The organism is Bacillus sp. FSL R5-0709, assembly GCF_038004785.1.
In the GTDB taxonomy this organism is placed as follows: domain Bacteria; phylum Bacillota; class Bacilli; order Bacillales; family Bacillaceae_G; genus Bacillus_A; species Bacillus_A mycoides.
Window position 1 is genome coordinate 4467617 of the sequence record NZ_JBBORT010000001.1, and the last position, 20822, is coordinate 4488438.

A 20822-nucleotide genomic window follows, 5' to 3' on the forward strand; every position below is an offset into this window, starting at 1 on the left:
TTTTCATATAGAAAAACGAGGTCTTACATGTAAGACCTCGTTTAATCTTTACCCTTCCGATATTCATCCACACTATCCGTTACACTTTGCAATAAAGAATTTACATACTGTGGGTCAGATAATTTTTTGTCTTCTTCAGGGTTTGACATAAATCCAAGTTCTAATAGTACTCCTGGAACTTTTGACCAATTAAATCCAGAAAGATCATCCCGAAATTTAATTCCATTTACTTTCACTTGATGATTCTCTCTCATTTTATTTACTATCGTTTGAGAGATTTGAAGACTTTCAGCATAAATCTCTTTCGTATACGGACTTCCTTCTGCCGGTGTCAATACAGCAAATCCACTTTGATTTGGATTTTCAGAACCATCTGCATGAAGGCGCAAAAATAAATTCGCTTTATGATCATTCGCGAATGTTGCTCGTTCCTTATTACTTATATCAACCTCATGTGACGTTCTCGTCATCAATACTTGTATACCTTTTGCTTCCAGTTTTTCTTTCAATATAAAAGCCATCTCTAATACAAGAACTGATTCCCTCTTTTTCGTTACAACCCCCGCTGTTCCGTCTGTTACTTTATATTTTTGCGTAGTTGCTCCTGGACCAATTGCCTCTAAATTTAAATTCGCTTTTTGTTGATGCCCTGGATCAATAACGACGAGAAACTTTTCTTGTTTTTCATTACTCTCTACTTTTTGTTCATTATTTTGTACTGGTTGCTCAGTTGGCTGCAGCGGCGTAGTTTCCTCTTTCTTTTCCTCGGCCGGCACTTCCTCCTGCTTATGTTCCACTTGCTCATTCGTTTGAATTGCTTGCGGTTGTTCTTTCTTTTCTTGTTCTTCTTGCTGCTTTTCTACCGGTGCGTCTTCCTTATTATCTTTGTTTTTTTCTTGTATAGAAGATGTTGTTTCTTTTTTCGGCTCTTCTTGCGAACAACCTCCCATATATATTCCAATGACTGCAATAGCGCTCATTATTTTTATATACTTCATTTTTCTCTCCTATCACTTTGCACCGGTCTCAAAGTTTTTCTTATAATTGTTTTATAATTTCATCCATATTTCCAATATGAACGGGTTGCCACGTTTCTGTACCACGCTCTGCGGTATAGACTAGATAAGCATCATCAGCTACATTTACGAAAACAGGATCCCCCATATCCGTTTCATATCCGATAACAATCCATTCCTCTTTCCATTTTCCACTTTCTTCACTTATTAATGAATTTTTATGTTTATCATATCGATAACCGATTTGTCCTTTTTCTAATTCATTTTCGCTAAACACATATATTTCATAGGAACCTAGTTCGATATCTTGCTGTTTTGAAGTTTCAATTCGTTTCAGAAGTTCTGCAATTTTTGGTTGTTGTTTCATACGTCTACCCCCTTCTTTTTTCTAAATTTTACCTAATCCATTTTTGAAATACAATATAGATTTTGAGAGGAAACGTTACAATCCTAGAAATTTCGTACAAAAAAAATAGCCTCACATATGCGAGACTACTTTTTCTAACATCAATTAAAATTTAAATTCTTGTCCAACTTCAAAGCTATCTTCTAATACAAGAATACCTTTTTCTTCTGGAGCATCTGGAAGCTCTAATTCACGTGCAGAGCAAATCATTCCAGAAGAAGGAACACCGCGAAGTTCAGCTGGTTTAATTAACATACCACTTGGCATTACAGCACCGATTTTTGCAACAACAACTTTTTGTCCTGCATCAACGTTTGGTGCACCACATACGATTTGTAATGTTTCTGTACCGATTTCTACTGTACAAATGTTTAATTTATCAGCATTTGGATGCTTCTCTTTTTCAGCTACATAGCCTACAACAAATTTCGGCGTGAAATCAGCTTCTACTTTTTCTTCAAAGCCATTCTTCGCTAAAATTCCGTTAATTTTTTCAACAAACTCTTTCGTTAATGTAACGTTTCCGTTGTCTGTTACTTCTACATAAGAAGACGCATTAAAGATGTTGAATCCTGCTGTTACGTTGCTTTCACGATCGTATACGCGAGCAACATCTCCTTTGCGGTCAAATGTACGGTTTTCTAAAGTAATATCTTGTAAGGTAACAATTAAAGTGTCACCAATTCCTTCAAGGTTGTAAAAAACGTTCACTTCGTTCATCCTTTCTCTTTTCCATCTGTCTTCTTCCGATTCTTCGCTAAAATAAAGATTGGTTCAAAGTCCCCATCTTCATATACGAATGAAAGTGATGTAATCGGAACATGCCCTTCGGCAAAAAATTTCATTGTCATTTGTGCAATAATATCATAACCGATTTCGTTGACGATATCAGCAATAATTAATACATCTTGGTGAGGAACTGCAACAACCATATCACCAGAGATCTTTTCACGCATCGAGTGTAGTAACGATTCGTTTAAAATACGACTCGCGTCGTATCCATCATTTGTGTTTAAAAAGTAGAATGTATTACCTGCTACTGTCTCCTGCTTAAATTCATAGCCTAATGAGCGAGCATTAAATAATGCCATTTCACGTACTTGTTCCTCTGTAAGCTCTAATTTTTGCAATAAGCGCTCATCAATTAATCGATATGTTTTATTAGAATCTAGCGCATAGTAAATACGTGTTTCCGCCGTATGGTCCGTCATAATAAACGGATTTCCTTCTTCTGATTGTTTCGGGAAAGAAGTAGAGCGAATAACAGGTAAAATTTTCGCCGTGCTATTTTCTTCTTTATGCATTGCAATTAGCGCTTCTTGTACGTAATAAGCGACCTCTTCAATTGCTTTTTCTTTGTTCACTTCCCATTTTGCAACTACTCCTGGAAGTGATACATTAATACCTTTTTTCGAGTCTGTTTGTTCAATACGAAGAACTTCTTTCTCGCTATCATAATGAAAGTCCCATTCTGGTCGAGATAATTTCTTCATTAACTCGTCTTTCATCTTTTTACTTGTCATTTTCATCTCTTTTTCCTCCCTTCCAAAAAAATAACCTCCCCCGCGAAGGTAGAGGTTGTTTTTACAATTCAATTGGCTAATTGTCTTATTTTAAACCTTCAATAAACTCTTCGATTTGCTCTTGTGTTTTACGATCTTTATTTACATAGCGTCCAGTTTCTTCACCTTTATTGTACGCTACAAAGCTTGGAATGCCAAATACGTCTACTTTCACGCATAAATCAATAAATTCATCACGATCTACATAGTAAAATGAGAAGTCACTATACTTCTCTTCCACTTCTGGCATAAATGGATCAACGAAACGGCAATCTGGGCACCATTCTGCTGAGAACATGAAGACTACATTCTCTTCATTTTTTAATTCTTGGAATTGTTCCATGCTTTCTAATGATTTCATCTATATTTCCTCCTCTAACGAGTGCACTTTTTCACACTATAATCTTTTCTTTATACTACCATACATCGCGCATGGTGCAAGGTTTATGCTTGCTTTTCATCATACTTATATTGCCCAACAAGTAACTTAACAACGTGTACAAATAATTCCGTTCGGTCGACATAATCATCTGTAAAAATACCGATAGCACCTTCGTGACTACGAATATCTTTTCGCTCTACAAACTCTTCCATCACTTCACTTAGCTCTTTTCCTTCTTCAAGCGGTGCTAAAAAATCGTCTGGTAACTTAATACGCGCCCCGCCCGCAACAAATGTTTTACCTTCAATCGTCGCTAAAGCACCCCAGTTACACATAAATAACCCATGCTCCGTTTTCATAACGCCGCCTTCTAGCCCAATGCCGATATGAGCTGCACCTTCCTGCAATGCTCTCTTCGCTCTATTTACTGCTCCTTGCATCGTCTCTTCATCTGAAAAAGGCTGATTTGCTACTCCTGATGGAACAGAAAGAGATGTAATTTCAGCATCTTCCCAAACCTTCTCTACAGCCCCAACCTTCGTCTTATTCTTCGATCCAACTACTACCTTCATTTCATTCACCTCTATATAAATTCATCATTCTATCCTAATACTAGCCTCGAACACCAAATCAGTCTTCATGACTGAGATTTATACCGTAGTGCGCCTGACCGCACACACGCATCTCTGTGTCATCTCTCCCACCTAAAAAAAGAAAAGGTTTTCCAAAAACAGCCTTCCTCTCTCTTCCTATCCAAGGTCTTAATACACCATTCGAGCACCAACTAGGCACTGACCGCTCCCATTCATCGCTGGGTCATCTATTCAACCTAAAAAAAGAAGGGTTTTTCACCCTTCCTCTTTACGCGTTATTCTTAATTGTCTCTAACGTCGTTTTGTCCGTTGCTCTCACAAGCTTCGTAATTAATTCCTTCGCTGCCGCATAATCATCAACATGTAAAATAGAAGCATGTGTATGAATGTAGCGTGCACAAACACCAATTACTGCTGATGGGATACCAGAGTTACTTGTATGCACACGGCCCGCATCTGTACCACCTTGTGAAATAAAGTATTGGTACGGAATGTTATGTGTTTCTGCTGTATCTAAAATGAATTCACGCATTCCTCTATGTGTTACCATTGTACGGTCATAAATACGAAGAAGAGCGCCTTTTCCTAATTGACCGAACTGCGTCTTATCACCAGATGCATCATTTGCTGGACTTGCATCAAGCGCATAGAAAATATCTGGTTGAATCATATTTGCAGCAGTTTGTGCTCCGCGAAGACCTACTTCTTCTTGTACAGTCGCACCAGAGTATAATGTGTTTGGTAATGTTTCATCTTTTAATTCCTTTAGCAATTCGATAGCAAGGCCACATCCATAGCGGTTGTCCCAAGCTTTCGCCATAATTTTCTTTTCATTTGCCATTGGCGTGAATGGGCAGATTGGAACGATTTGTTGCCCTGGCTTTATGCCAATTTCAATCGCATCTTCATAACTATCTGCACCTATATCAATTAACATATTTTTTATATCCATCGGTTTTGCACGTTGCGCATCACTTAATAAATGAGGAGGAATGGAACCAACAACCCCAATAACAGGACCATTCTTCGTCATAACTTGTACACGCTGAGCTAATAGTACTTGGCTCCACCAGCCACCTAACGTTTGAAAACGAAGCATCCCATTTTTCGTAATTTGCGTAACCATGAAACCTACTTCATCCATATGACCTGCTACAAGAACGCGCGGGCCAGTTTCGTCCCCTTTTTTCAGACCAAATACGCTACCTAAACCGTCTTGCACAATCTCATCAGCATATTTGCTTAATTCTTGCTTCATAAAACTGCGCACATCATGTTCAAAACCTGATGCACCTTGTAATTCTGTTAACGTACGAAATAATTGTAATGTCTCTTTATTCACGAAGTCCCCTTCTTTCAAACCTTAGTAGAATACCTCTTTTATTGTAACGAAATTTTCGAAATGTTTCTAGTTTCTTCTTTTTTAGTTGCATTTGCATTATAATTATTATTGGTACACTATTTTTATTTTACAGAATTGAGGTGAATATATGAGCTGGAAAGGTTTAGTCACAGGTCTTGGCGTTGGATTCGCAGCTGGTTATTTCGTTGCAAACAAAGTACAAGAACAATCCCATATTTCTTCAGAAAAAGCATTGAAAATGGTGAAACAAGCATTAAGTCATAAAGGTGAAATTACTGGCTCTTGGGTACATATGGTTCCAGAGGCATTTGAAAAATATGATGTCGCGTACGAAGTTTATCGCGGCGGTCTTACAACGATGTTAGATGAAATACAAGAACGATTTGAATTTTTAGTTGATGCTAAAACAGGTACTGTTTTAGAGGTTATAGCAGCATAAAAAGAGGTTTCCCATTAGGTGAACCTCTTTTTTTTTAGAATTACCAACAAAAGCTGATAATAACAGCAATACATAATAAGTGGAGATTGTTCCAATAAATATTTTTGGACACCTTCCTCTTATTAATATTAAGCTTCTATATTTGTTTGTCTCTCTATTTTCTCCACTATATGCCCTTCCTCATTCCACTTTACTGCACGGTAATATGCATCATGATAAAAAGTAAACCACGCCTCTTTTTCAGCACCATACTTCATCCACTTTTGTTTATGTTCAATCGATGTCATTGGATAGTCATCGTATGCCATTACCCATAATACATTTTGATGTGCATGCGTCGGTAAAATGTCCGCTAAATGAAGCATCGTTTCACCCTGACTTTCAAGGATGACAACGGCATGTCCATCGCTATGACCACCCGTATGCACCATCTTTATTTCATCCGTAATTTCTATTTCTTTCCTGAACGTAACAATCTTATCAACGATTGGCTCCCAATTTTCCTTCCAATATGTATTACGCGATCTAACATTCGGATTTTTCATTTCATTCCATTCAGTCTCACTTACATAAATCGTTGCGTTCGGAAACGCCGGAACAAGGTGATTTCCCTCCCATTTTGTTAAACCAGATGCATGGTCAAAATGAAGATGCGTCATTAAGACGTAATGAATATCTTCAGTATACAGTCCCAATTTTTCCAAAGATTCCTTAACTGATGATTCTTCTGTTACACCTTGATTTCGCTTCATTTTCTCATTCAATTTACCATTCCCTATCCCTGAATCAATAAGTATGTTTCCTTCTTTCGTTTGTAAGAGTAACGGATCTGTTCGTAAATAAATATGATTTGTATCATTATGTTTATATTTTCGTGACCAAAGTATTTTTGGCACAACTCCAAACATCGCGCCTCCATCTAAATGTGTATTCCCACCTTTTAGCCACGTCACTTTTATATTTCCAATTTGTAACTGTTCCATATCCCATCCCCCTTTTTCATTTAATTTTAACATAATATTCCGATTATTTTTCATATAAAAAACCTATGCATTACTGCATAGGCTCCGTACGATATTTTGCTTCAACTCGATAAATACGATGACCTTTACTAGAAAATTTCTCTTCGTATTCTGTCATAATGTTTCCTTCATAATCACTATTATGAAGATCTAGGCTAAGGTAAGTTAATAACATACCATACTCAGCCATACTCATAATAGAATATTCAAATAAACCTTGGTTATCAGTTTTGAAATGAATTTCTCCGCCATCTACTAACACTTCTTCATAATTGCGTAAAAATGTTTTATACGTTAAACGACGCTTCGTATGACGATTCTTCGGCCATGGATCTGAGAAGTTTAAATAAACGCGGTCAATTTCACCTTTCGCAAAGAAAACTGTTAAATCTTCAGCATCTTTATTAATTAACTTTAAGTTCGGTACTTCTTCTTCAATTAATTTATCAAGTGCATCTACAACAACACTTGTGAATTTTTCAATTCCAATATAGTTAATATGCGGATTTGCTTTTGCCATATCATACATGAAGCGGCCACGTCCTGTACCTACTTCAATATGAATTGGCTGTTCATTTCCAAATATTTCTTTCCAGTTACCAGCGCTCTCCTCTGGGTTTCCAATTACGATATGTGAATACTCATTAATTCGATCCATTGCATAAGGCTTATGTCTTAAACGCATAGATGTCTCCCTCTCTTTACAAAACTATTTTAAAGGAAAAATTCCTTCTTTCTGTTTTAATCAATCTATCAAACAAAAAACCAAGTACGTACGAGCACTCGGTCCGTTTCTCTCAAGTATAAGATGTACCATTTTGATAAAAACTACATAAAGCATTAAACATTCCATGACGAAACAGCTTTTTCTCTTACATTTCTAGGGAGAGAAAAACACTCGAAAGGATGATCCGTTCATGCCAATTAATCAACAGCATCAATTAGAAGTGTTAAAAGATATTTTAATCAACCATCAAAGTGATTGCTGCGGGACAGTTTCTGAATGCGAGCAATTAGAGCGACTCATTCAATCGTTACTCGCAAACGATAGTATAAGTAGTGACACTAAAGTAATGCTAAACGATGTATATTCTTATAGTCAATCGGGTAAATCTTCCTCTAATTTGGACAACCATATTTCCAATAATCAAGAACAACTTACTCAGTGGATTGCTGGAATGGACAATTTTTCTTAAGTATTATTCTGAAGCAAGTAGTTGCTGTAAATATTGATGCCAATATTTAGCTTCTGCTTGCTGCTTTTTTGTTGTGTGCCATTGCATAGATAAAATCGTTTGTGCTATCACATACCATCTCATACGCCTAAGCAATGATTCATCTAGTTCAATCTCATAATATCCGAGCCACTCACTCCATTCATGGCGCGGAACATACCAATATAATAACATACCAAGATCTAAAGCTGGGTCAGCAATAACAGCCCCATCCCAATCAATTAAAAACAATTCATCTTCGTCCGACAATATCCAATTGTTATGGTTTACATCACAATGGCATACAACGAATTCATTGTACTCAATATCTTTTAATGACTCCGTTAAATATTGCAGGCCTTGCTGAATTGTTTCATCAACTCTTATATCTCCTCTTAAAACGAGCTGTAATTGTTGTAATAACTCTTGCGCATGAAGCGGCTGCTTTCCTAGCCTTTGAATCATCTGCACAAGCGCTTTAGAGGAGTGTATTTTCTTCAAAAGTTTCGCAACACGTTCTAGTTTCATATCCTCTGGCTCTAACTTCTGTCCCGGAAGCCATTTTTGAGCAGAAATTACATCACCGTTCGTTACCCTTCTTGTCCAAAGTAATTTTGGAACAATTCCTTCTGCTGACAATACCGCTAAAAAGGGCGATGTATTCCGCTTTAAAAATAACTTTTGTTGTCCGTTTTGCGCAATATATGCATCGCCCGTTACTCCACCAGCCGGTATAAGACTCCACTCTTTTCCTAATAATTGTTCCAACCATTCCATATTCATTACCCGTTAACAAATCCTTATCTTTTATAGTTATGAAAAGAAAAACCGCAACATTTCTACGCATGTTGTGGATTCATATATTTTACTGTATTTGAATGAAAAAACTTGGCATAAGCCGAAAACAGGATAAATCACCTGTTCTTCTAGTTTATTTTACAAAATCAATCATAGAATGACAACTTATGAAAATCGTCACCTTTGTCAATTCTACATTTATTACATTCTCATCGTCAAGTAGCGATTTGTCACATTATCGTCAATATATACGTGCTAATTGGAGCCAATTGAAGTTCCTTTCCTCTAAATGAAGAAATTGGCTCTATTTTCGCTTGCTTTTCGTTTACTAACACATGCCACGTTTCTTCTTTTGGAAGCTGCACCGTTTTAGCTTCTAAACCGCTATTAAATAAAACTACAATCTCTTTCCACGGTCCAAATAATTCTACATGCTCTAGGTGGTATGCCAGTACTTCTGTAGATGTTTGCAAAAAAGTCATATGCTTTTTTATAAGGTCCGCATTTTGTAATCGGAATGCCCCGTGCCCTTTGCGAATCGCAATTAACCCTTTTATATAGTTAACGGTCTCCATCTCTTTCTCTTTTTGATCCCAATCTAATTGATTAATTTCATCATTTGCATTATAGCTATTTTCGTTCCCTTGCTTCGTACGATAAAACTCTTGCCCCGCATGTAAGAAAGGAATCCCTTGTGAAAGAATAACCATTGCGGTTGCTAAACGATGACGCCTTTTCAAAATTTCTTCTGATTCTGGATTACTTTGCACTAGTTTATCCCACATCGTCATATTGTCATGACATTCTACATAGTTGATGCTTTGTACTGGCTCTAGGAACAATCCTGTTTCTTTCATACTTAAAAGGCTACCAGCTACTATATACTGCAAATGATTACAGTCTACATGCCCACCAAATGCAAAGCCACGTTTATTTATATTAAAAGTACTTCCTTTTATTCCATCACGAAATTGATCATTAAACTGTGCGATACATAGCATTTTATTCGCATTATTTAACGTCGCTTTCTCTTCAAGAGGAAGCGGTGTTTGCAAATCCCATCCTTCACCTAATAACAGCGCATCCTGCTTTATTTTTCGTACTTCTTTTTCTAATTCATTCATCGTTTCAACATCTAAAATTCCCATTAAATCAAATCGGAATCCATCAACATTGTATTCAGTAAGCCAATATAAAACAGATTCTATAATAAATTTCCTCATCATTTTCCGTTCAGATGCTATATCATTTCCAACTCCCGTCCCATTAGAAGGCATACCGTCTTCCCCATGACGAAAATAATATCCCGGGACAAGCTTCTCAAATGATGATAATTCTCTTTCATAAACATGATTATATACAACATCTATAATCACTCGAATGCCGTGATCATGAAATGTTTCAATTAGTTGTTTACACTCTACTATCCTGTTATATGGATCAGAAAGGTTTGTAACATAAAATCCTGTTGGTATATTGTAATATAACGGATTGTAGCCCCAATTATATGCGGAAGCAGGATTCACTTCATCTATACCACCAAAACAATGTAAAGGTAATAGTTCAACATGTGTAACGCCTAAATCTTTTATATAAGACAATCCTGTTAATGTCCCATTTCGCCCTACTGTCTCCTCTTCCATTAGCCCTTTATATGTCCCTTTCTTATTCACCCCACTGTTTGGGTGAATAGTAGCGTCACGAATATGCAGTTCATACAATATGGCATCTGTCATTGACTGTAATGGTGATAATTCTACTCGTTTTGTCACATTCGTTTTTTCCAAATCGATAACGACGCCGTATTTTCCATTTATCGTCGCAGACTTTGCATAAGGGTCAACCGCTTCGTTCCATATTAAATTAATACAAACAAGGAATGTATATCGTGCTCCATCATGATCACCTTGTAATGTATGAATCCACACTCCGTTTTCTTCTCTGTACATTTCATAATCAATATATTCTTTATCACTTTTATAAATCCGTACTTTCGCAAGCCTTGCAGTCGGAGCCCATACTTTAAATATTGTTTCTTCTTTTTTATACACAGCACCTAAGTCGGTACCTTCGTAATAATATTTTTCATCGAAAACTACTGTTCGAATCACAGCGCCTATTTGTAAATCTGTTTCTTCATTCCGTTCATCCCGTACTGTATAATACTTCCCCACATCTATCGGCTCTTCTATAAAGCATTCATACTTCGTTGCATCTGGAAGAGCAATAGTATGAACAATCGGTAACTCTTTCACATTGCTTCCTTCTTGTAAACGAAATGTCCGGCTTGTTCCATACGCATGCGGGAGCAAAATTGTAATTTTATTCATTTCATCTAAATAGGCATCAAATGGACGTTTTACTTTCAACATAAAAAATCACCATCATTCTCAAAATTAAAATAAAGTGAAACTTTAATCAATGGGAACGCTTTACTCCCACTGATTATTAGCCTTCACCAATTGGGCCTTTACGGGCAGTAGATCTCCCACCTAACTTCTTTGCTTCATCCTAATTTGGAGATGGGAGTCTTACTGCCCGCAAATAGGGGGTGAAACGAGCTGCAAGTGATAAGGGTTTTCTTATCAGCGAAGCTCTATACAGTAACACATTATTCCCTATAGTATATTCACCTGTATAAAAAACGTTTTCATACATTCTATTTTTGTAGTTTTATTTCAGTAATCGATTTATACTTCGGCGTTTCCTTAACGTGAGATTCATACAAAGTAATTGTATCTGCTTGAAATGATGTTACAGGTAACTCTTTTACATTTGTCAGATCAAACACTTTTTCTCCTACCCATTTACGCGCAACAGTAATATGTGGATGATAAGGACGTGTATCTAGAGAGAAGCCATTTTCTTCACAAATTGTATGCACTTGCTTTTGTAAACTAAACAAATCTTGATTATCACTTATCCCCGCCCAAAATATACGCGGCTGGTCCACCTGTCCGAATGTAGAAAGTCCTTGTAACGTGAACGATAATTCCGTTTTTTCTGTAAGTGTTTGTAATCCATTCTTTATTCCTTCTAACTGTTCCTCTGTCGCACTTCCTAAAAATGAAAGGGTAATATGATAGTCTTCTTCATGTACCCACGAGCGAAATGTTAATTCATCCTTCATTTCCTCTTTATAATTAGAAAGAATTTCTTTTATATGACGTGGTAAAGTTACTGCGACAAAATAATGCGGCACCATCTACATCGTCTCCTTTATGTTATTGTTGCTTTTCTTCCTTATCTCATTCAGCTAAAAAGAATCCGCCCTCTAAAGTAGAGAGCGGTCATTATTTAAATATCTTTTATTTCGCTAATTCATGAATTGCCTGAGCATAAATCGCTGTCGCTTTTAATAAATCTTCAATTTCAATGTACTCATCTTTTTGATGCGCAAGTTCTTCTTTTCCTGGGAATAACGGGCCAAATGCAACACCAGCTTTCAATGAACGAGCATAAGTACCACCGCCAATTGCTAACAATTCAGCTTTTTCACCAGTTTGTTCTTCATATACACGTTGCAAAGTACGAATTAACGTATGATCTTTGTCAACGTGATGCGGGCGAGAGTTAGAATAATCCGCTACTTCAAATCCATGAGTACCAACATATTCTTTTAACTTTGCAATTGTTTCTTCAAAGTTAGTTGTAACTGGATAGCGTACATTTAATCCTAAATTACCACCGTTTTCTTGCGAGTAAGACAGGCGACCAACATTCACTGTTAACGGCCCGCTAATATCGTCTTTATAAGAAATACCAGCTTTTTCTCCAATAATATCACCTGTAAATGTTTCTGCTACAAACGAGGCAAATGAAGCCCCTTTTCCATCAAGAGAAACTTTCGTTAAGAAGTTTACCAATAATAAACCTGCATTTTCTCCCTTTTCCGGAGTAGATCCGTGAGCTGAAATCCCTTTGATTTGCAACGTCACCGTCTTTCCTTCTACAATTGCTTTACCTATTTTTTTAGCAGTTTGTAAATACTCTTCATATGCTACTGTAAGTGTATTTACATCTTCTCCTGTAATAACTGCTTCTGCAAAATCAGGAACCATATTTAAACGACGACCTGACTCAAATGAAATAAGCTTAAATGTGCCTTCTTTCTCTTCGCCACCACTTTGCACAACTTGTATGTCAGAAATTCCTTTTTCCGCATTAATAATCGGAAAATCTGCATCCGGCGCAAAACCGATTGTTGGCATTTCTTCATTTTTAAAATAATGATCTACACACTTCCAATTACTTTCCTCATCTGTTCCTAAAATCATACGAACACGTTTTGAAAGAGGTAAGCCTAATTCTTTAACGATTTTCATCGCATAATAAGCTGCCATCGTCGGCCCTTTATCATCAATTGCACCGCGTGCAAAAATCTTCCCGTCGCGAATATCCGCACTATACGCAGGCGTTGTCCAGCCATCTCCTTCTGGTACAACATCAACGTGACAAAGAATACCTACTAATTCTTCTCCTTGTCCCATTTCAAGATGACCTGCATATCCTTCTAAATTTTTAGAACAGAAACCTTCTGCTTCTCCTTTATGTAACATGAAAGATAAGGCTTTTTCTACACCTTCACCAAATGGTGCGCCCTCTTTCGCAGATTCTTCTTCCCATACACTTTTAATTTGTAAAAATTTTTGTGTATCACGAATTAAATCATCTTTTCGTTTTGTAACTTCTTCTGTCCAATTAATCGTCGACATTACGCATCCATCCTTCACTATATTGTCTCTTTCATCATAGCAAACGAAAATCTCTTATGCCATACATGAAAACCTAATAACGGACAATTGTAATATTTCAGATATTTCTTATTAGTTTTTCTTTTATTTTTTTAAAAAAATTTGCAGGAATTTGGCGTTTTACGTAGAAATTTATGAGTTAGTTGACTGACCAGACATACAATGTCAACTACCAATATTTTTCTATATGAATATTTGTTAAACTTTTGTAAAATTTAAGTAAGTTAAAGCATGAATTTTATCATGTAGAGTACAATGGTAGTAACGACCTTCTTTCCTGAATGGGGTCAAAAAAACTAGTAGAGGAGCGGTTTTCTCTTGAAACCTACAACTACTCGTATGCTAACACGCATTAAATCGATTTATATGTACATCAATGAAAACGGTACGGTAACAACGAAAGACCTTGTAGATGAGTTCGGGATCACACCGCGAACAATACAACGTGATCTAAATGTGTTGCAGTTTAATGAACTCGTGTATAGCCCTTGCCGCGGCAAGTGGACAACGACAGGAAAGAAAGTGAGAATGACCTCATAATAAAAAATAATTGTATGTAAATAAATACATACCCCTTTCTAACTCATTAGAAAGGGGTCTTTTCTATGCTCTGAAATTGGCATTACTTTTCGTTATCTACTTGATACGTCTTTAACATTTCTACTTCTTCATCTGTTAATTCACGATATTGCCCAAGTTCTAACTCTTCATCTAACATTAAAGGTCCCATCTCTGTTCTCTTTAAATAAACTACTTTTTTCCCTACCGCTTCAAACATACGCTTCACTTGATGGAATTTTCCTTCTGTAATAACGAGTTCAATCTCAGAAATATCATCACTTTTTAAAATTGTAAGTTCGCCTGGCTTCGTTTCATAGCCATCTTCTAAAATAACACCTTTAGCGAATTCTATTACATCCTCTTCCGTTACAACACCTGAAATGTGTGCATAATATTTTTTCGGCACATGCTTTTTCGGAGATAATAGTTGATGCGTTAACTTCCCATCATTTGTGATTAATAAGAAACCTTCTGTATCAATATCGAGCCTTCCAACAGGGAATGGATCGAAAATCGCATCTTCTAATTCTAATAAATCTATTACTGTTTCGTGGTTATCATCTTCTGTCGCTGAAATAACACCTTGTGGTTTATGCATCATTAAATAAACAAACTCTTTATATTCCACAACTTCACCGTGAATCATAACCTCTTGCTCTTCTACATTCACATGAAACTTCGCATCTTTCACTGGCGTTCCATCAATCTTCACAACGCCGTCTTTCAGTAATTTCTTTACTTCTTTTCTACTTCCGTGTCCCATATTCGCTAATAATTTATCTAATCTCATGTTCTTCACCTTCTTTATTTATCATAGAAAAGGGGACGTATTTACGCCCCTTTTGATTTCAACTTTATTTTGAATCTACTACCAAGTTTACGCTGGATTTTCTCTAAAGCTTCTCCGCCAAATACTCTTTCTAGTACTCCTGTGCGAATCGCTAACAATCCGTAAACAAGACCACCAATACCTGCACAAATCGCAACTGTAATAAGAGCACCAATACGGCCATCAGGCGAAATCATGAAGGATAGAAGCCATTGTGATAGTTTTACAGCAATAACCATTACAAGTGTTAAGACTGCAATTTGGAATGTTCTCTTATATACAACACCAAATGAATAGTGTGCGTGTTTTTTAATTTGTCTATTCGTATACCATACGGAAGCTAAGAAGCCGACTGCAGTAGCCAAAATCGCCCCAACTGTACCGAAATAACGAATAAAGATTACGTTACATGCAAATTTCAAAATAACACCCATCACAAGCGCAACAATCGCATGTTTCTGCTGGTTAATCCCTTGCAGAATTGCTGCTGTTACTGTGAATAAAGCGAATAACAATGCAACTGGCGCATACCACATTAATACTTGTCCACCTAGTGGGTCTGAATCGTAGAAAGCAGTGTAAATCGGATATGCAAGTGTAGAAATACCGACAACTGCTGGCAATGTTAAAAACATATTCGCCTGGAATGTTTGTGTAATTTGTAATTTCAAATAACGGTATTGCTTTTCAGTAAACGACTTTGTAATCGCTGGCACGAGCGTTAAACTAAACGCTGTTGCAAGTGATACTGGAATCATAATTAATTTATGCGTCCACATCGTGAAAATACCGAGTGCTCGCTCTGCGATATCTCCTTGACCAATCGCCTGCATAATAGAGTTAAATGTCAATGTATCAATTTGTTGATATAAAGGAATTGTTAATCCAATTACAACGTAAGGGATTGCATATGCAAACAACTCTTTAAACAATTGAGCGGTACTTACCGTCGATTCTGGTACAGTTTGCTCAATTAAATATTGATCCAAATATTTTTTACGTTTTAACCAGTACCAAATTAATACGCCAAGTGCTCCAACTGCTGAAACGAACGCAGCGAATGTCGCAACCCCAACTGCCGTTGCTACTGTACCGCCAAGTACTTTAATAACGATGAAACTACCCGCTAATAAAAAGACGATACGAATAATTTGCTCAATAATTTGTGAAACCGTAGTCGGTCCCATCGATTGGTGGCCTTGGAAATAACCACGAATCAAACTTGCTGCCGGCACAACAATAAGCGCAAAACTTACGAGGCGAATAATCGTCGTAACTTCTTCTATCTTATTTTGTAAACTTTGTTTACCAAGCATTGCTTCTGCAAATAATGGTGCGGTCATGTACAGTACTAAGAAGGAAAGAACTCCTGTTACTATCATCATAACCATTCCCGAGCGGAACATTCTCCGGCTCGTTTTATAATCTCCAAGTGCATTATATTTGGAAACAAACTTAGAAACAGCAAGCGGCACTCCTGCCGTTGCGATACTTAAAAATATCGTATATGGAATGTATCCATATGTATAGAGCGTTCCGCCTTCTGTGCCTACTAATGCATGAAACGGAAAAACGTAAATCATGCCTAAGAACTTTACTAAAAATGTCCCTAACGTCACAATAAGCGTTCCGCGCAGAAATTTTGAATCGGACATACGAAAATCCTCCTACATCTACATAAAGTGAAACTATAATTAGTGGGAGACTCTCCTCCTACTAACCATTCAAGCATTTACAGGCTGCTTTAACTCCCTCTTTACTTCTCCAAAATCTTAAGGTAGTAGTCTTATTGCCCATAAATAGCAGGATAATGCTGAACTCTAACTTTTGTATTGTACCACAATTCTCCTCTTAAGCAGTACTTCACTCTATTTTTCTTTTAAGGGAAAACATGCTATTCTTTTAGGCAGGAAATGTAGAAAATGAGGTCGATATATTATGCATTATGATGTTATTGTCATCGGCGGCGGTCCTTCAGGGCTAATGGCTGCAATCGGTGCTGCTGAAGAAGGCGCAAGCGTCTTACTTCTTGATAAAGGAAATAAACTAGGACGTAAACTTGCGATTTCTGGTGGTGGTCGTTGTAACGTAACGAACCGTCTACCACTTGATGAAATCGTTAAACATATACCTGGAAATGGTCGCTTCTTATACAGTGCTTTTTCTATTTTCAGTAATGAAGATATTATTACATTCTTCGAAAATCTCGGTGTACAACTGAAAGAAGAGGATCATGGCCGCATGTTCCCAGTATCAAATAAAGCGCAATCTGTTGTAGATGCACTGTTAACACGATTAAAAGACTTAGGTGTGAAAATACGTACGAATACGCCTGTCGAAACGATCGAGTATGAAAACGGTCAAACGAAGGCTGTTATTCTGCAAACAGGTGAAGTGTTAGAAACGAATCACGTCGTTATCGCTGTTGGCGGAAAATCTGTTCCTCAAACTGGTTCTACTGGAGACGGATACGCTTGGGCTGAAAAAGCTGGGCATACAATTACAGAACTTTTCCCAACAGAAGTACCAATTCTTTCAAACGAACCGTTTATTCGTGACCGCACATTACAAGGTCTTGCTTTACGAGATGTAAACTTAAGTGTATTAAACCCGAAAGGAAAAGTTATCATTTCTCATAAAATGGACATGCTTTTCACTCACTTCGGCCTATCTGGTCCTGCTGCTCTTCGCTGTAGCCAATTCGTTGTGAAAGCGATGAAAAAGTTTAAAACGAACACAGTGCACATGAGTATCGATGCATTGCCAGAAGAAAATAGTGAGCAACTGTTCCAGCGCATGCTGAAACAAATGAAAGAAGATCCGAAAAAAGGAATTAAAAACGTTTTAAAAGGCTATGTTCCTGAACGTTACTTCCTATTCTTATTAGAAAAAAATGAAATTGACGGTAGCGAACAAGCTGGACAAGTTTCTCATGAGAAGATTCGCGCACTTGTGAAAGATTTTAAAGAATTTACCGTCCATGTAAATGGTACGCAGTCAATTGAAAAAGCATTCGTTACTGGCGGAGGGGTATCCGTTAAAGAAATTAACCCGAAAGAAATGGCTTCGAAATTCACGAATGGTTTATACTTCTGTGGAGAAGTTCTTGATATTCACGGTTATACTGGCGGCTATAACATTACATCTGCCCTTGTTACTGGCCGAATTGCCGGAACAACAGCAGGACAAAATTCAAAAATGCAATATTAAAGAAGAAACAGGGACTCCTGTTTCTTTTTTTAGTATGTTGAAATAGCAAAGTAATACACGAAATTATATCGGCGATACTTTAAATATGTCGACCGTTTCTTCAAAAATATCCCTTCCTCCTAACTTCCCATTGCTTTTTTGTTGCTTTATATACCTTAGTACCTTTATATTTTATATTGTTGAATATTCGAAAAAGGGTAAGGGGAAAACAAATGAGAAAAAAAGTCATGATGTCTTTAATGCTAATGACGTTTCTTTCTGCGGTAGAAGGAACGATTGTTAGTACAGCGATCCCTCGTATAACGAGTGATTTGTCAGGTGTCGAACTTGTTAGTTGGGTATATGCAATCTATATGCTTGCAACAGCTGTTTCGACTCCAATATACGGAAAGCTAGCTGATTTATTCGGCCGTAAAAAAGTTCTGCTCATCGGAGCAACAATCTTCTTAATCGGTTCTGCACTTTGCGGAGTCGTTACATCAATGGAACAATTAATCTTCTTCCGTGCTCTTCAAGGTATAGGGGCTGGTGCTGTTATGCCGATCACAATGACGATTATTGGAGATCTATATAGCGAAGCGAAAGACCGCGCGAAAGCACAAGGCTGGATGAGTGCCGTTTGGGGTGTATCTGGTGTTATTGGGCCGTTAGTAGGTGGATTTTTAGTCGATTCTCTTTCTTGGCGCTATATTTTCTTCTTAAACGTTCCTTTTGGAATTATCGCTTGCTTAATGTTTGCCACTTCTTATAAGGAATCTGTTAAGTCCGCCGCTAAGCAACATATCGACTATCTTGGTGCGACAGTTTTCTCATTAAGTACAATTGCTTTACTATACGCATTATTAACAGGTAGCAGTAAGCAAAACTGGGGAGACATTTCAATTATCGGCCTATTAATCTTTGCCGCTGTTTCATTCATTATTTTCTTATACATCGAGAAAAAGTCTCCGGAGCCATTAATTCCGCTAGCACTTTTCTCTAACCGTACATTATCTACAATAAACATACTAACACTTATTGCTGGCGCAATGATTATTAGTATTACAGTGTATCTTCCAATTTGGAGCCAAGGTGTTTTAGGAAAAAATGCGACAGAGGCTGGACTCATTTTAATGCCGATTCCTGTTATGTGGACATTCGGTGCTATGTTCTCCGGTAACTTAGTTGGCAAGTTACAAACGAAACAAATTATTTTACTTGGAGCTAGCATTTTATCAGTTGCTACTTTCTTATTATTTACATTATCAACAGATTCACCATCATTCCTTATTTATGTTGCAGTCGGATTATTCGGCTTAGGAATGGGGCTTGTTACACCAATTTACATGGTAACAATTCAAGCAGCTGTACCGGCCCATACGCGCGGAACGGCAGTTGGTTTAAATACATTTATTAATACATTTAGTCAAACACTAGGAGCTGCAATCTTCGGAACGATCTTCAATACGATGATTCATGCACGTGGCATTAAAAACCTTGATCTTGTTTCTTCTGGCGGACATGGAGGGGCTACAGCAAACGTAGCAACCGAGTCACAATCCGCATTAGCATCAAGTGTACACGTCATTTATATGAGCACTTTCGTATTAGCGGTATTCACATTAATTATCGCTTGGATCCTATTAAAGCCAGCTAAACAAACAAGTGAACAATAAAAAAAGGATGACCATTTTGGTCATCCTTTTTGCATAAAATCTACTCTTCATTCTCCACAATATGTTTAAGCACGGACAATTTATTATCCCAAAATCGTTCATAGTACGAGAGCCACTGCTGTAATTCCTCTAATGGTTCTGGGTGCAAACGATATATCTTCTCTCTTCCACTCTTTCTTCCACTCACTAAATTCGCTTCTGAAAGAATATGAAGGTGCTTTACAACTGCAGTACGGCTCATCGGAAAATGATCCGTTATTTTTGAAATTGGTAACTCTTTATCACTTAATAACCGTAACACTTCTCGGCGGGTTGGATCAGCAATTGCTTGAAATACATCATATTTCGCTGCTGACGAGGACACTTAACCTTCGACAACCTTTTTCAGTTTTTCATTTACAATCGCTACCCAGCCACCATTCATTCTATCGCGAATAATAGAGCTCTTCGCATTCGCTTTCGGAAGGATTTCATCAGGATGTTTCCAGCCGCCGTGAATTAACGTAAATTCTGTTTTATTATCTCCTAGGTCTTTCAAATTAAATGAAACAACCCAGCCATCTGTGTCCCATGAGAAAGATAAATAATTCGGCTCATCAATCTCTAACACTTTACATGGTGATGGTCCGAAAGGTGATTGCACATGAAACTCATATCCTACCGCCAATTCGAAATCATTTGGCATAAACCATGACGCAATTCCTTCTGCAGTCGATACTACATTCCATACTTTTTGAATAGGCGCGTTAAAAACGATTGTTTGTTTAATATCATTTAATGTATTTTGTTGTTCCATTTTATATCTCCTTTATTCGGCATTAAAATATAACACCTTTTAGTTTCACATCAACAATATAACACCTTTTGGTTTCATGTCAAGAAAGACTCTTTTTCACTGTTGAGAAATTCTCAACATTTTTTCAACAGGACAAACACCCTCTCACCATTCCTTCATAATATACTCACAAAGGCAATGAAAAATAGAAAATTCCCTCAATATGAAACTCTATCACTCCTA

22 protein-coding genes are annotated in these 20822 nt (G+C 37.2%); 5 read left to right on the top strand and 17 right to left on the bottom strand.

Annotation, left to right across the window (positions count from 1 at the left end):
- Window positions 1-41: 41 nt before the first annotated feature.
- The 7 genes from MKX37_RS22900 to MKX37_RS22930 form a co-directional block, all read right to left on the bottom strand.
- Window positions 42-998, bottom strand: coding sequence for an N-acetylmuramoyl-L-alanine amidase (locus tag MKX37_RS22900; RefSeq protein WP_002015615.1), 957 nt, complete (start codon window positions 996-998; stop codon window positions 42-44).
- A gap of 40 nt (window positions 999-1038) precedes the next feature.
- Window positions 1039-1383, bottom strand: a complete 345-nt coding sequence (locus MKX37_RS22905; RefSeq protein WP_002015616.1) for a hypothetical protein — start codon at window positions 1381-1383, stop codon at window positions 1039-1041.
- A 144-nt stretch (window positions 1384-1527) separates the two neighbouring features.
- Entirely contained in the window at window positions 1528-2142 is a 615-nt protein-coding gene (gene ytpR, locus MKX37_RS22910; RefSeq protein ID WP_002089041.1) for a YtpR family tRNA-binding protein, read from the bottom strand.
- Window positions 2139-2951, bottom strand: coding sequence for a DUF1444 domain-containing protein (locus tag MKX37_RS22915; protein ID WP_002129459.1), 813 nt, complete (start codon window positions 2949-2951; stop codon window positions 2139-2141). Before MKX37_RS22915 ends, ytpR begins: the two co-directional genes overlap by 4 nt.
- A 79-nt stretch (window positions 2952-3030) precedes the next feature.
- Complete coding sequence (locus MKX37_RS22920) at window positions 3031-3345, bottom strand: thioredoxin family protein (RefSeq protein ID WP_002015619.1); 315 nt, start codon at window positions 3343-3345, stop codon at window positions 3031-3033.
- Between the two features lie 83 nt (window positions 3346-3428).
- Complete coding sequence (locus MKX37_RS22925; protein WP_002089045.1) at window positions 3429-3938, bottom strand: DUF84 family protein; 510 nt, start codon at window positions 3936-3938, stop codon at window positions 3429-3431.
- A 289-nt stretch (window positions 3939-4227) separates the two neighbouring features.
- Complete coding sequence (locus tag MKX37_RS22930) at window positions 4228-5301, bottom strand: M42 family metallopeptidase (RefSeq protein WP_002089046.1); 1074 nt, start codon at window positions 5299-5301, stop codon at window positions 4228-4230.
- 148 nt (window positions 5302-5449) lie between these two features.
- Here MKX37_RS22930 and MKX37_RS22935 point away from each other — a divergent pair, with 148 nt between their 5' ends.
- Window positions 5450-5761 carry a PepSY domain-containing protein gene (locus MKX37_RS22935; protein ID WP_002015622.1) on the top strand — a complete coding sequence of 104 codons (312 nt, stop codon included), beginning with the start codon at window positions 5450-5452 and terminating at the stop codon, window positions 5759-5761.
- Window positions 5762-5889: 128 nt separating this feature from the next.
- Here MKX37_RS22935 and MKX37_RS22940 read toward each other — a convergent pair whose 3' ends face one another.
- Together MKX37_RS22940 and trmB are read right to left on the bottom strand one after the other, a co-directional pair.
- The gene (locus MKX37_RS22940; protein ID WP_098632350.1) at window positions 5890-6744 is read right to left on the bottom strand and encodes a YtnP family quorum-quenching lactonase; all 855 of its coding nucleotides are present in this window, start codon (window positions 6742-6744) and stop codon (window positions 5890-5892) included.
- 70 nt (window positions 6745-6814) lie between these two features.
- Window positions 6815-7468, bottom strand: coding sequence for a tRNA (guanosine(46)-N7)-methyltransferase TrmB (gene trmB, locus MKX37_RS22945; RefSeq protein WP_002015624.1), 654 nt, complete (start codon window positions 7466-7468; stop codon window positions 6815-6817).
- Window positions 7469-7700: 232 nt separating this feature from the next.
- Here trmB and MKX37_RS22950 point away from each other — a divergent pair, with 232 nt between their 5' ends.
- Window positions 7701-7979: a YtzH-like family protein gene (locus MKX37_RS22950; protein ID WP_002015625.1), complete on the top strand. Its 279-nt coding sequence runs from the start codon at window positions 7701-7703 to the stop codon at window positions 7977-7979.
- A gap of 3 nt (window positions 7980-7982) precedes the next feature.
- Here the strand turns inward: MKX37_RS22950 and MKX37_RS22955 are convergent, their stop codons facing one another.
- From MKX37_RS22955 to pepV, 4 genes are all read right to left on the bottom strand, one after another.
- On the bottom strand, window positions 7983-8780 hold the full coding sequence (locus MKX37_RS22955; protein WP_002034382.1) for a phosphotransferase family protein: 798 nt from the start codon (window positions 8778-8780) through the stop codon (window positions 7983-7985).
- A gap of 245 nt (window positions 8781-9025) precedes the next feature.
- Window positions 9026-11167 (bottom strand): type I pullulanase, encoded by a 2142-nt coding sequence (pulA, locus tag MKX37_RS22960; RefSeq protein WP_002129461.1) that lies wholly within the window; start codon window positions 11165-11167, stop codon window positions 9026-9028.
- A gap of 287 nt (window positions 11168-11454) precedes the next feature.
- A complete protein-coding gene (gene thpR, locus MKX37_RS22965; RefSeq protein ID WP_002129462.1) occupies window positions 11455-12000 on the bottom strand; it encodes an RNA 2',3'-cyclic phosphodiesterase in 546 nt (181 codons plus the stop codon).
- A gap of 103 nt (window positions 12001-12103) precedes the next feature.
- The gene (pepV, locus tag MKX37_RS22970; RefSeq protein WP_002129463.1) at window positions 12104-13510 is read right to left on the bottom strand and encodes a dipeptidase PepV; all 1407 of its coding nucleotides are present in this window, start codon (window positions 13508-13510) and stop codon (window positions 12104-12106) included.
- 357 nt (window positions 13511-13867) lie between these two features.
- Between pepV and MKX37_RS22975 the strand changes: the two genes are divergently transcribed.
- Complete coding sequence (locus MKX37_RS22975; RefSeq protein WP_000805512.1) at window positions 13868-14089, top strand: DeoR family transcriptional regulator; 222 nt, start codon at window positions 13868-13870, stop codon at window positions 14087-14089.
- An 82-nt stretch (window positions 14090-14171) separates the two neighbouring features.
- Here MKX37_RS22975 and MKX37_RS22980 read toward each other — a convergent pair whose 3' ends face one another.
- Together MKX37_RS22980 and MKX37_RS22985 are read right to left on the bottom strand one after the other, a co-directional pair.
- On the bottom strand, window positions 14172-14900 hold the full coding sequence (locus MKX37_RS22980) for a pseudouridine synthase (protein ID WP_002034388.1): 729 nt from the start codon (window positions 14898-14900) through the stop codon (window positions 14172-14174).
- Between the two features lie 41 nt (window positions 14901-14941).
- Window positions 14942-16594, bottom strand: coding sequence for a putative polysaccharide biosynthesis protein (locus MKX37_RS22985; RefSeq protein WP_002129465.1), 1653 nt, complete (start codon window positions 16592-16594; stop codon window positions 14942-14944).
- 283 nt (window positions 16595-16877) lie between these two features.
- On the opposite strand from MKX37_RS22985, the gene MKX37_RS22990 reads away from it, so the two are divergent.
- Complete coding sequence (locus tag MKX37_RS22990) at window positions 16878-18149, top strand: BaiN/RdsA family NAD(P)/FAD-dependent oxidoreductase (protein WP_002129466.1); 1272 nt, start codon at window positions 16878-16880, stop codon at window positions 18147-18149.
- 212 nt (window positions 18150-18361) lie between these two features.
- Window positions 18362-19804, top strand: a complete 1443-nt coding sequence (locus MKX37_RS22995; RefSeq protein ID WP_002112346.1) for an MDR family MFS transporter — start codon at window positions 18362-18364, stop codon at window positions 19802-19804.
- A gap of 40 nt (window positions 19805-19844) precedes the next feature.
- On the opposite strand, the gene MKX37_RS23000 is transcribed toward MKX37_RS22995, so the two are convergent.
- Window positions 19845-20168 (bottom strand): ArsR/SmtB family transcription factor, encoded by a 324-nt coding sequence (locus MKX37_RS23000; protein ID WP_002015665.1) that lies wholly within the window; start codon window positions 20166-20168, stop codon window positions 19845-19847.
- Window positions 20169-20600: an SRPBCC family protein gene (locus tag MKX37_RS23005; RefSeq protein WP_078421858.1), complete on the bottom strand. Its 432-nt coding sequence runs from the start codon at window positions 20598-20600 to the stop codon at window positions 20169-20171.
- Window positions 20601-20822 lie beyond the last annotated feature (222 nt).

What these genes read in the sequence shown, in the direction of transcription:
- MKX37_RS22905 (WP_002015616.1), bottom strand. Translation starts at nt 1,383, where the DNA reads ATGAAACAACAACCAAAAATTGCAGAACTTCTGAAACGAATTGAAACT.
- MKX37_RS22900 (WP_002015615.1), bottom strand. Translation starts at nt 998, where the DNA reads ATGAAGTATATAAAAATAATGAGCGCTATTGCAGTCATTGGAATATAT.
- MKX37_RS22920 (WP_002015619.1), bottom strand. Translation starts at nt 3,345, where the DNA reads ATGAAATCATTAGAAAGCATGGAACAATTCCAAGAATTAAAAAATGAA.
- MKX37_RS23005 (WP_078421858.1), bottom strand. Translation starts at nt 20,600, where the DNA reads ATGGAACAACAAAATACATTAAATGATATTAAACAAACAATCGTTTTT.
- MKX37_RS22980 (WP_002034388.1), bottom strand. Translation starts at nt 14,900, where the DNA reads ATGAGATTAGATAAATTATTAGCGAATATGGGACACGGAAGTAGAAAA.
- MKX37_RS22985 (WP_002129465.1), bottom strand. Translation starts at nt 16,594, where the DNA reads ATGTCCGATTCAAAATTTCTGCGCGGAACGCTTATTGTGACGTTAGGG.
- MKX37_RS22940 (WP_098632350.1), bottom strand. Translation starts at nt 6,744, where the DNA reads ATGGAACAGTTACAAATTGGAAATATAAAAGTGACGTGGCTAAAAGGT.
- thpR (WP_002129462.1), bottom strand. Translation starts at nt 12,000, where the DNA reads ATGGTGCCGCATTATTTTGTCGCAGTAACTTTACCACGTCATATAAAA.
- ytpR (WP_002089041.1), bottom strand. Translation starts at nt 2,142, where the DNA reads ATGAACGAAGTGAACGTTTTTTACAACCTTGAAGGAATTGGTGACACT.
- MKX37_RS22925 (WP_002089045.1), bottom strand. Translation starts at nt 3,938, where the DNA reads ATGAAGGTAGTAGTTGGATCGAAGAATAAGACGAAGGTTGGGGCTGTA.
- MKX37_RS22955 (WP_002034382.1), bottom strand. Translation starts at nt 8,780, where the DNA reads ATGAATATGGAATGGTTGGAACAATTATTAGGAAAAGAGTGGAGTCTT.
- MKX37_RS22995 (WP_002112346.1), top strand. Translation starts at nt 18,362, where the DNA reads ATGAGAAAAAAAGTCATGATGTCTTTAATGCTAATGACGTTTCTTTCT.
- MKX37_RS22990 (WP_002129466.1), top strand. Translation starts at nt 16,878, where the DNA reads ATGCATTATGATGTTATTGTCATCGGCGGCGGTCCTTCAGGGCTAATG.
- MKX37_RS22915 (WP_002129459.1), bottom strand. Translation starts at nt 2,951, where the DNA reads ATGAAAATGACAAGTAAAAAGATGAAAGACGAGTTAATGAAGAAATTA.
- MKX37_RS22950 (WP_002015625.1), top strand. Translation starts at nt 7,701, where the DNA reads ATGCCAATTAATCAACAGCATCAATTAGAAGTGTTAAAAGATATTTTA.
- trmB (WP_002015624.1), bottom strand. Translation starts at nt 7,468, where the DNA reads ATGCGTTTAAGACATAAGCCTTATGCAATGGATCGAATTAATGAGTAT.
- MKX37_RS22935 (WP_002015622.1), top strand. Translation starts at nt 5,450, where the DNA reads ATGAGCTGGAAAGGTTTAGTCACAGGTCTTGGCGTTGGATTCGCAGCT.
- pepV (WP_002129463.1), bottom strand. Translation starts at nt 13,510, where the DNA reads ATGTCGACGATTAATTGGACAGAAGAAGTTACAAAACGAAAAGATGAT.
- pulA (WP_002129461.1), bottom strand. Translation starts at nt 11,167, where the DNA reads ATGTTGAAAGTAAAACGTCCATTTGATGCCTATTTAGATGAAATGAAT.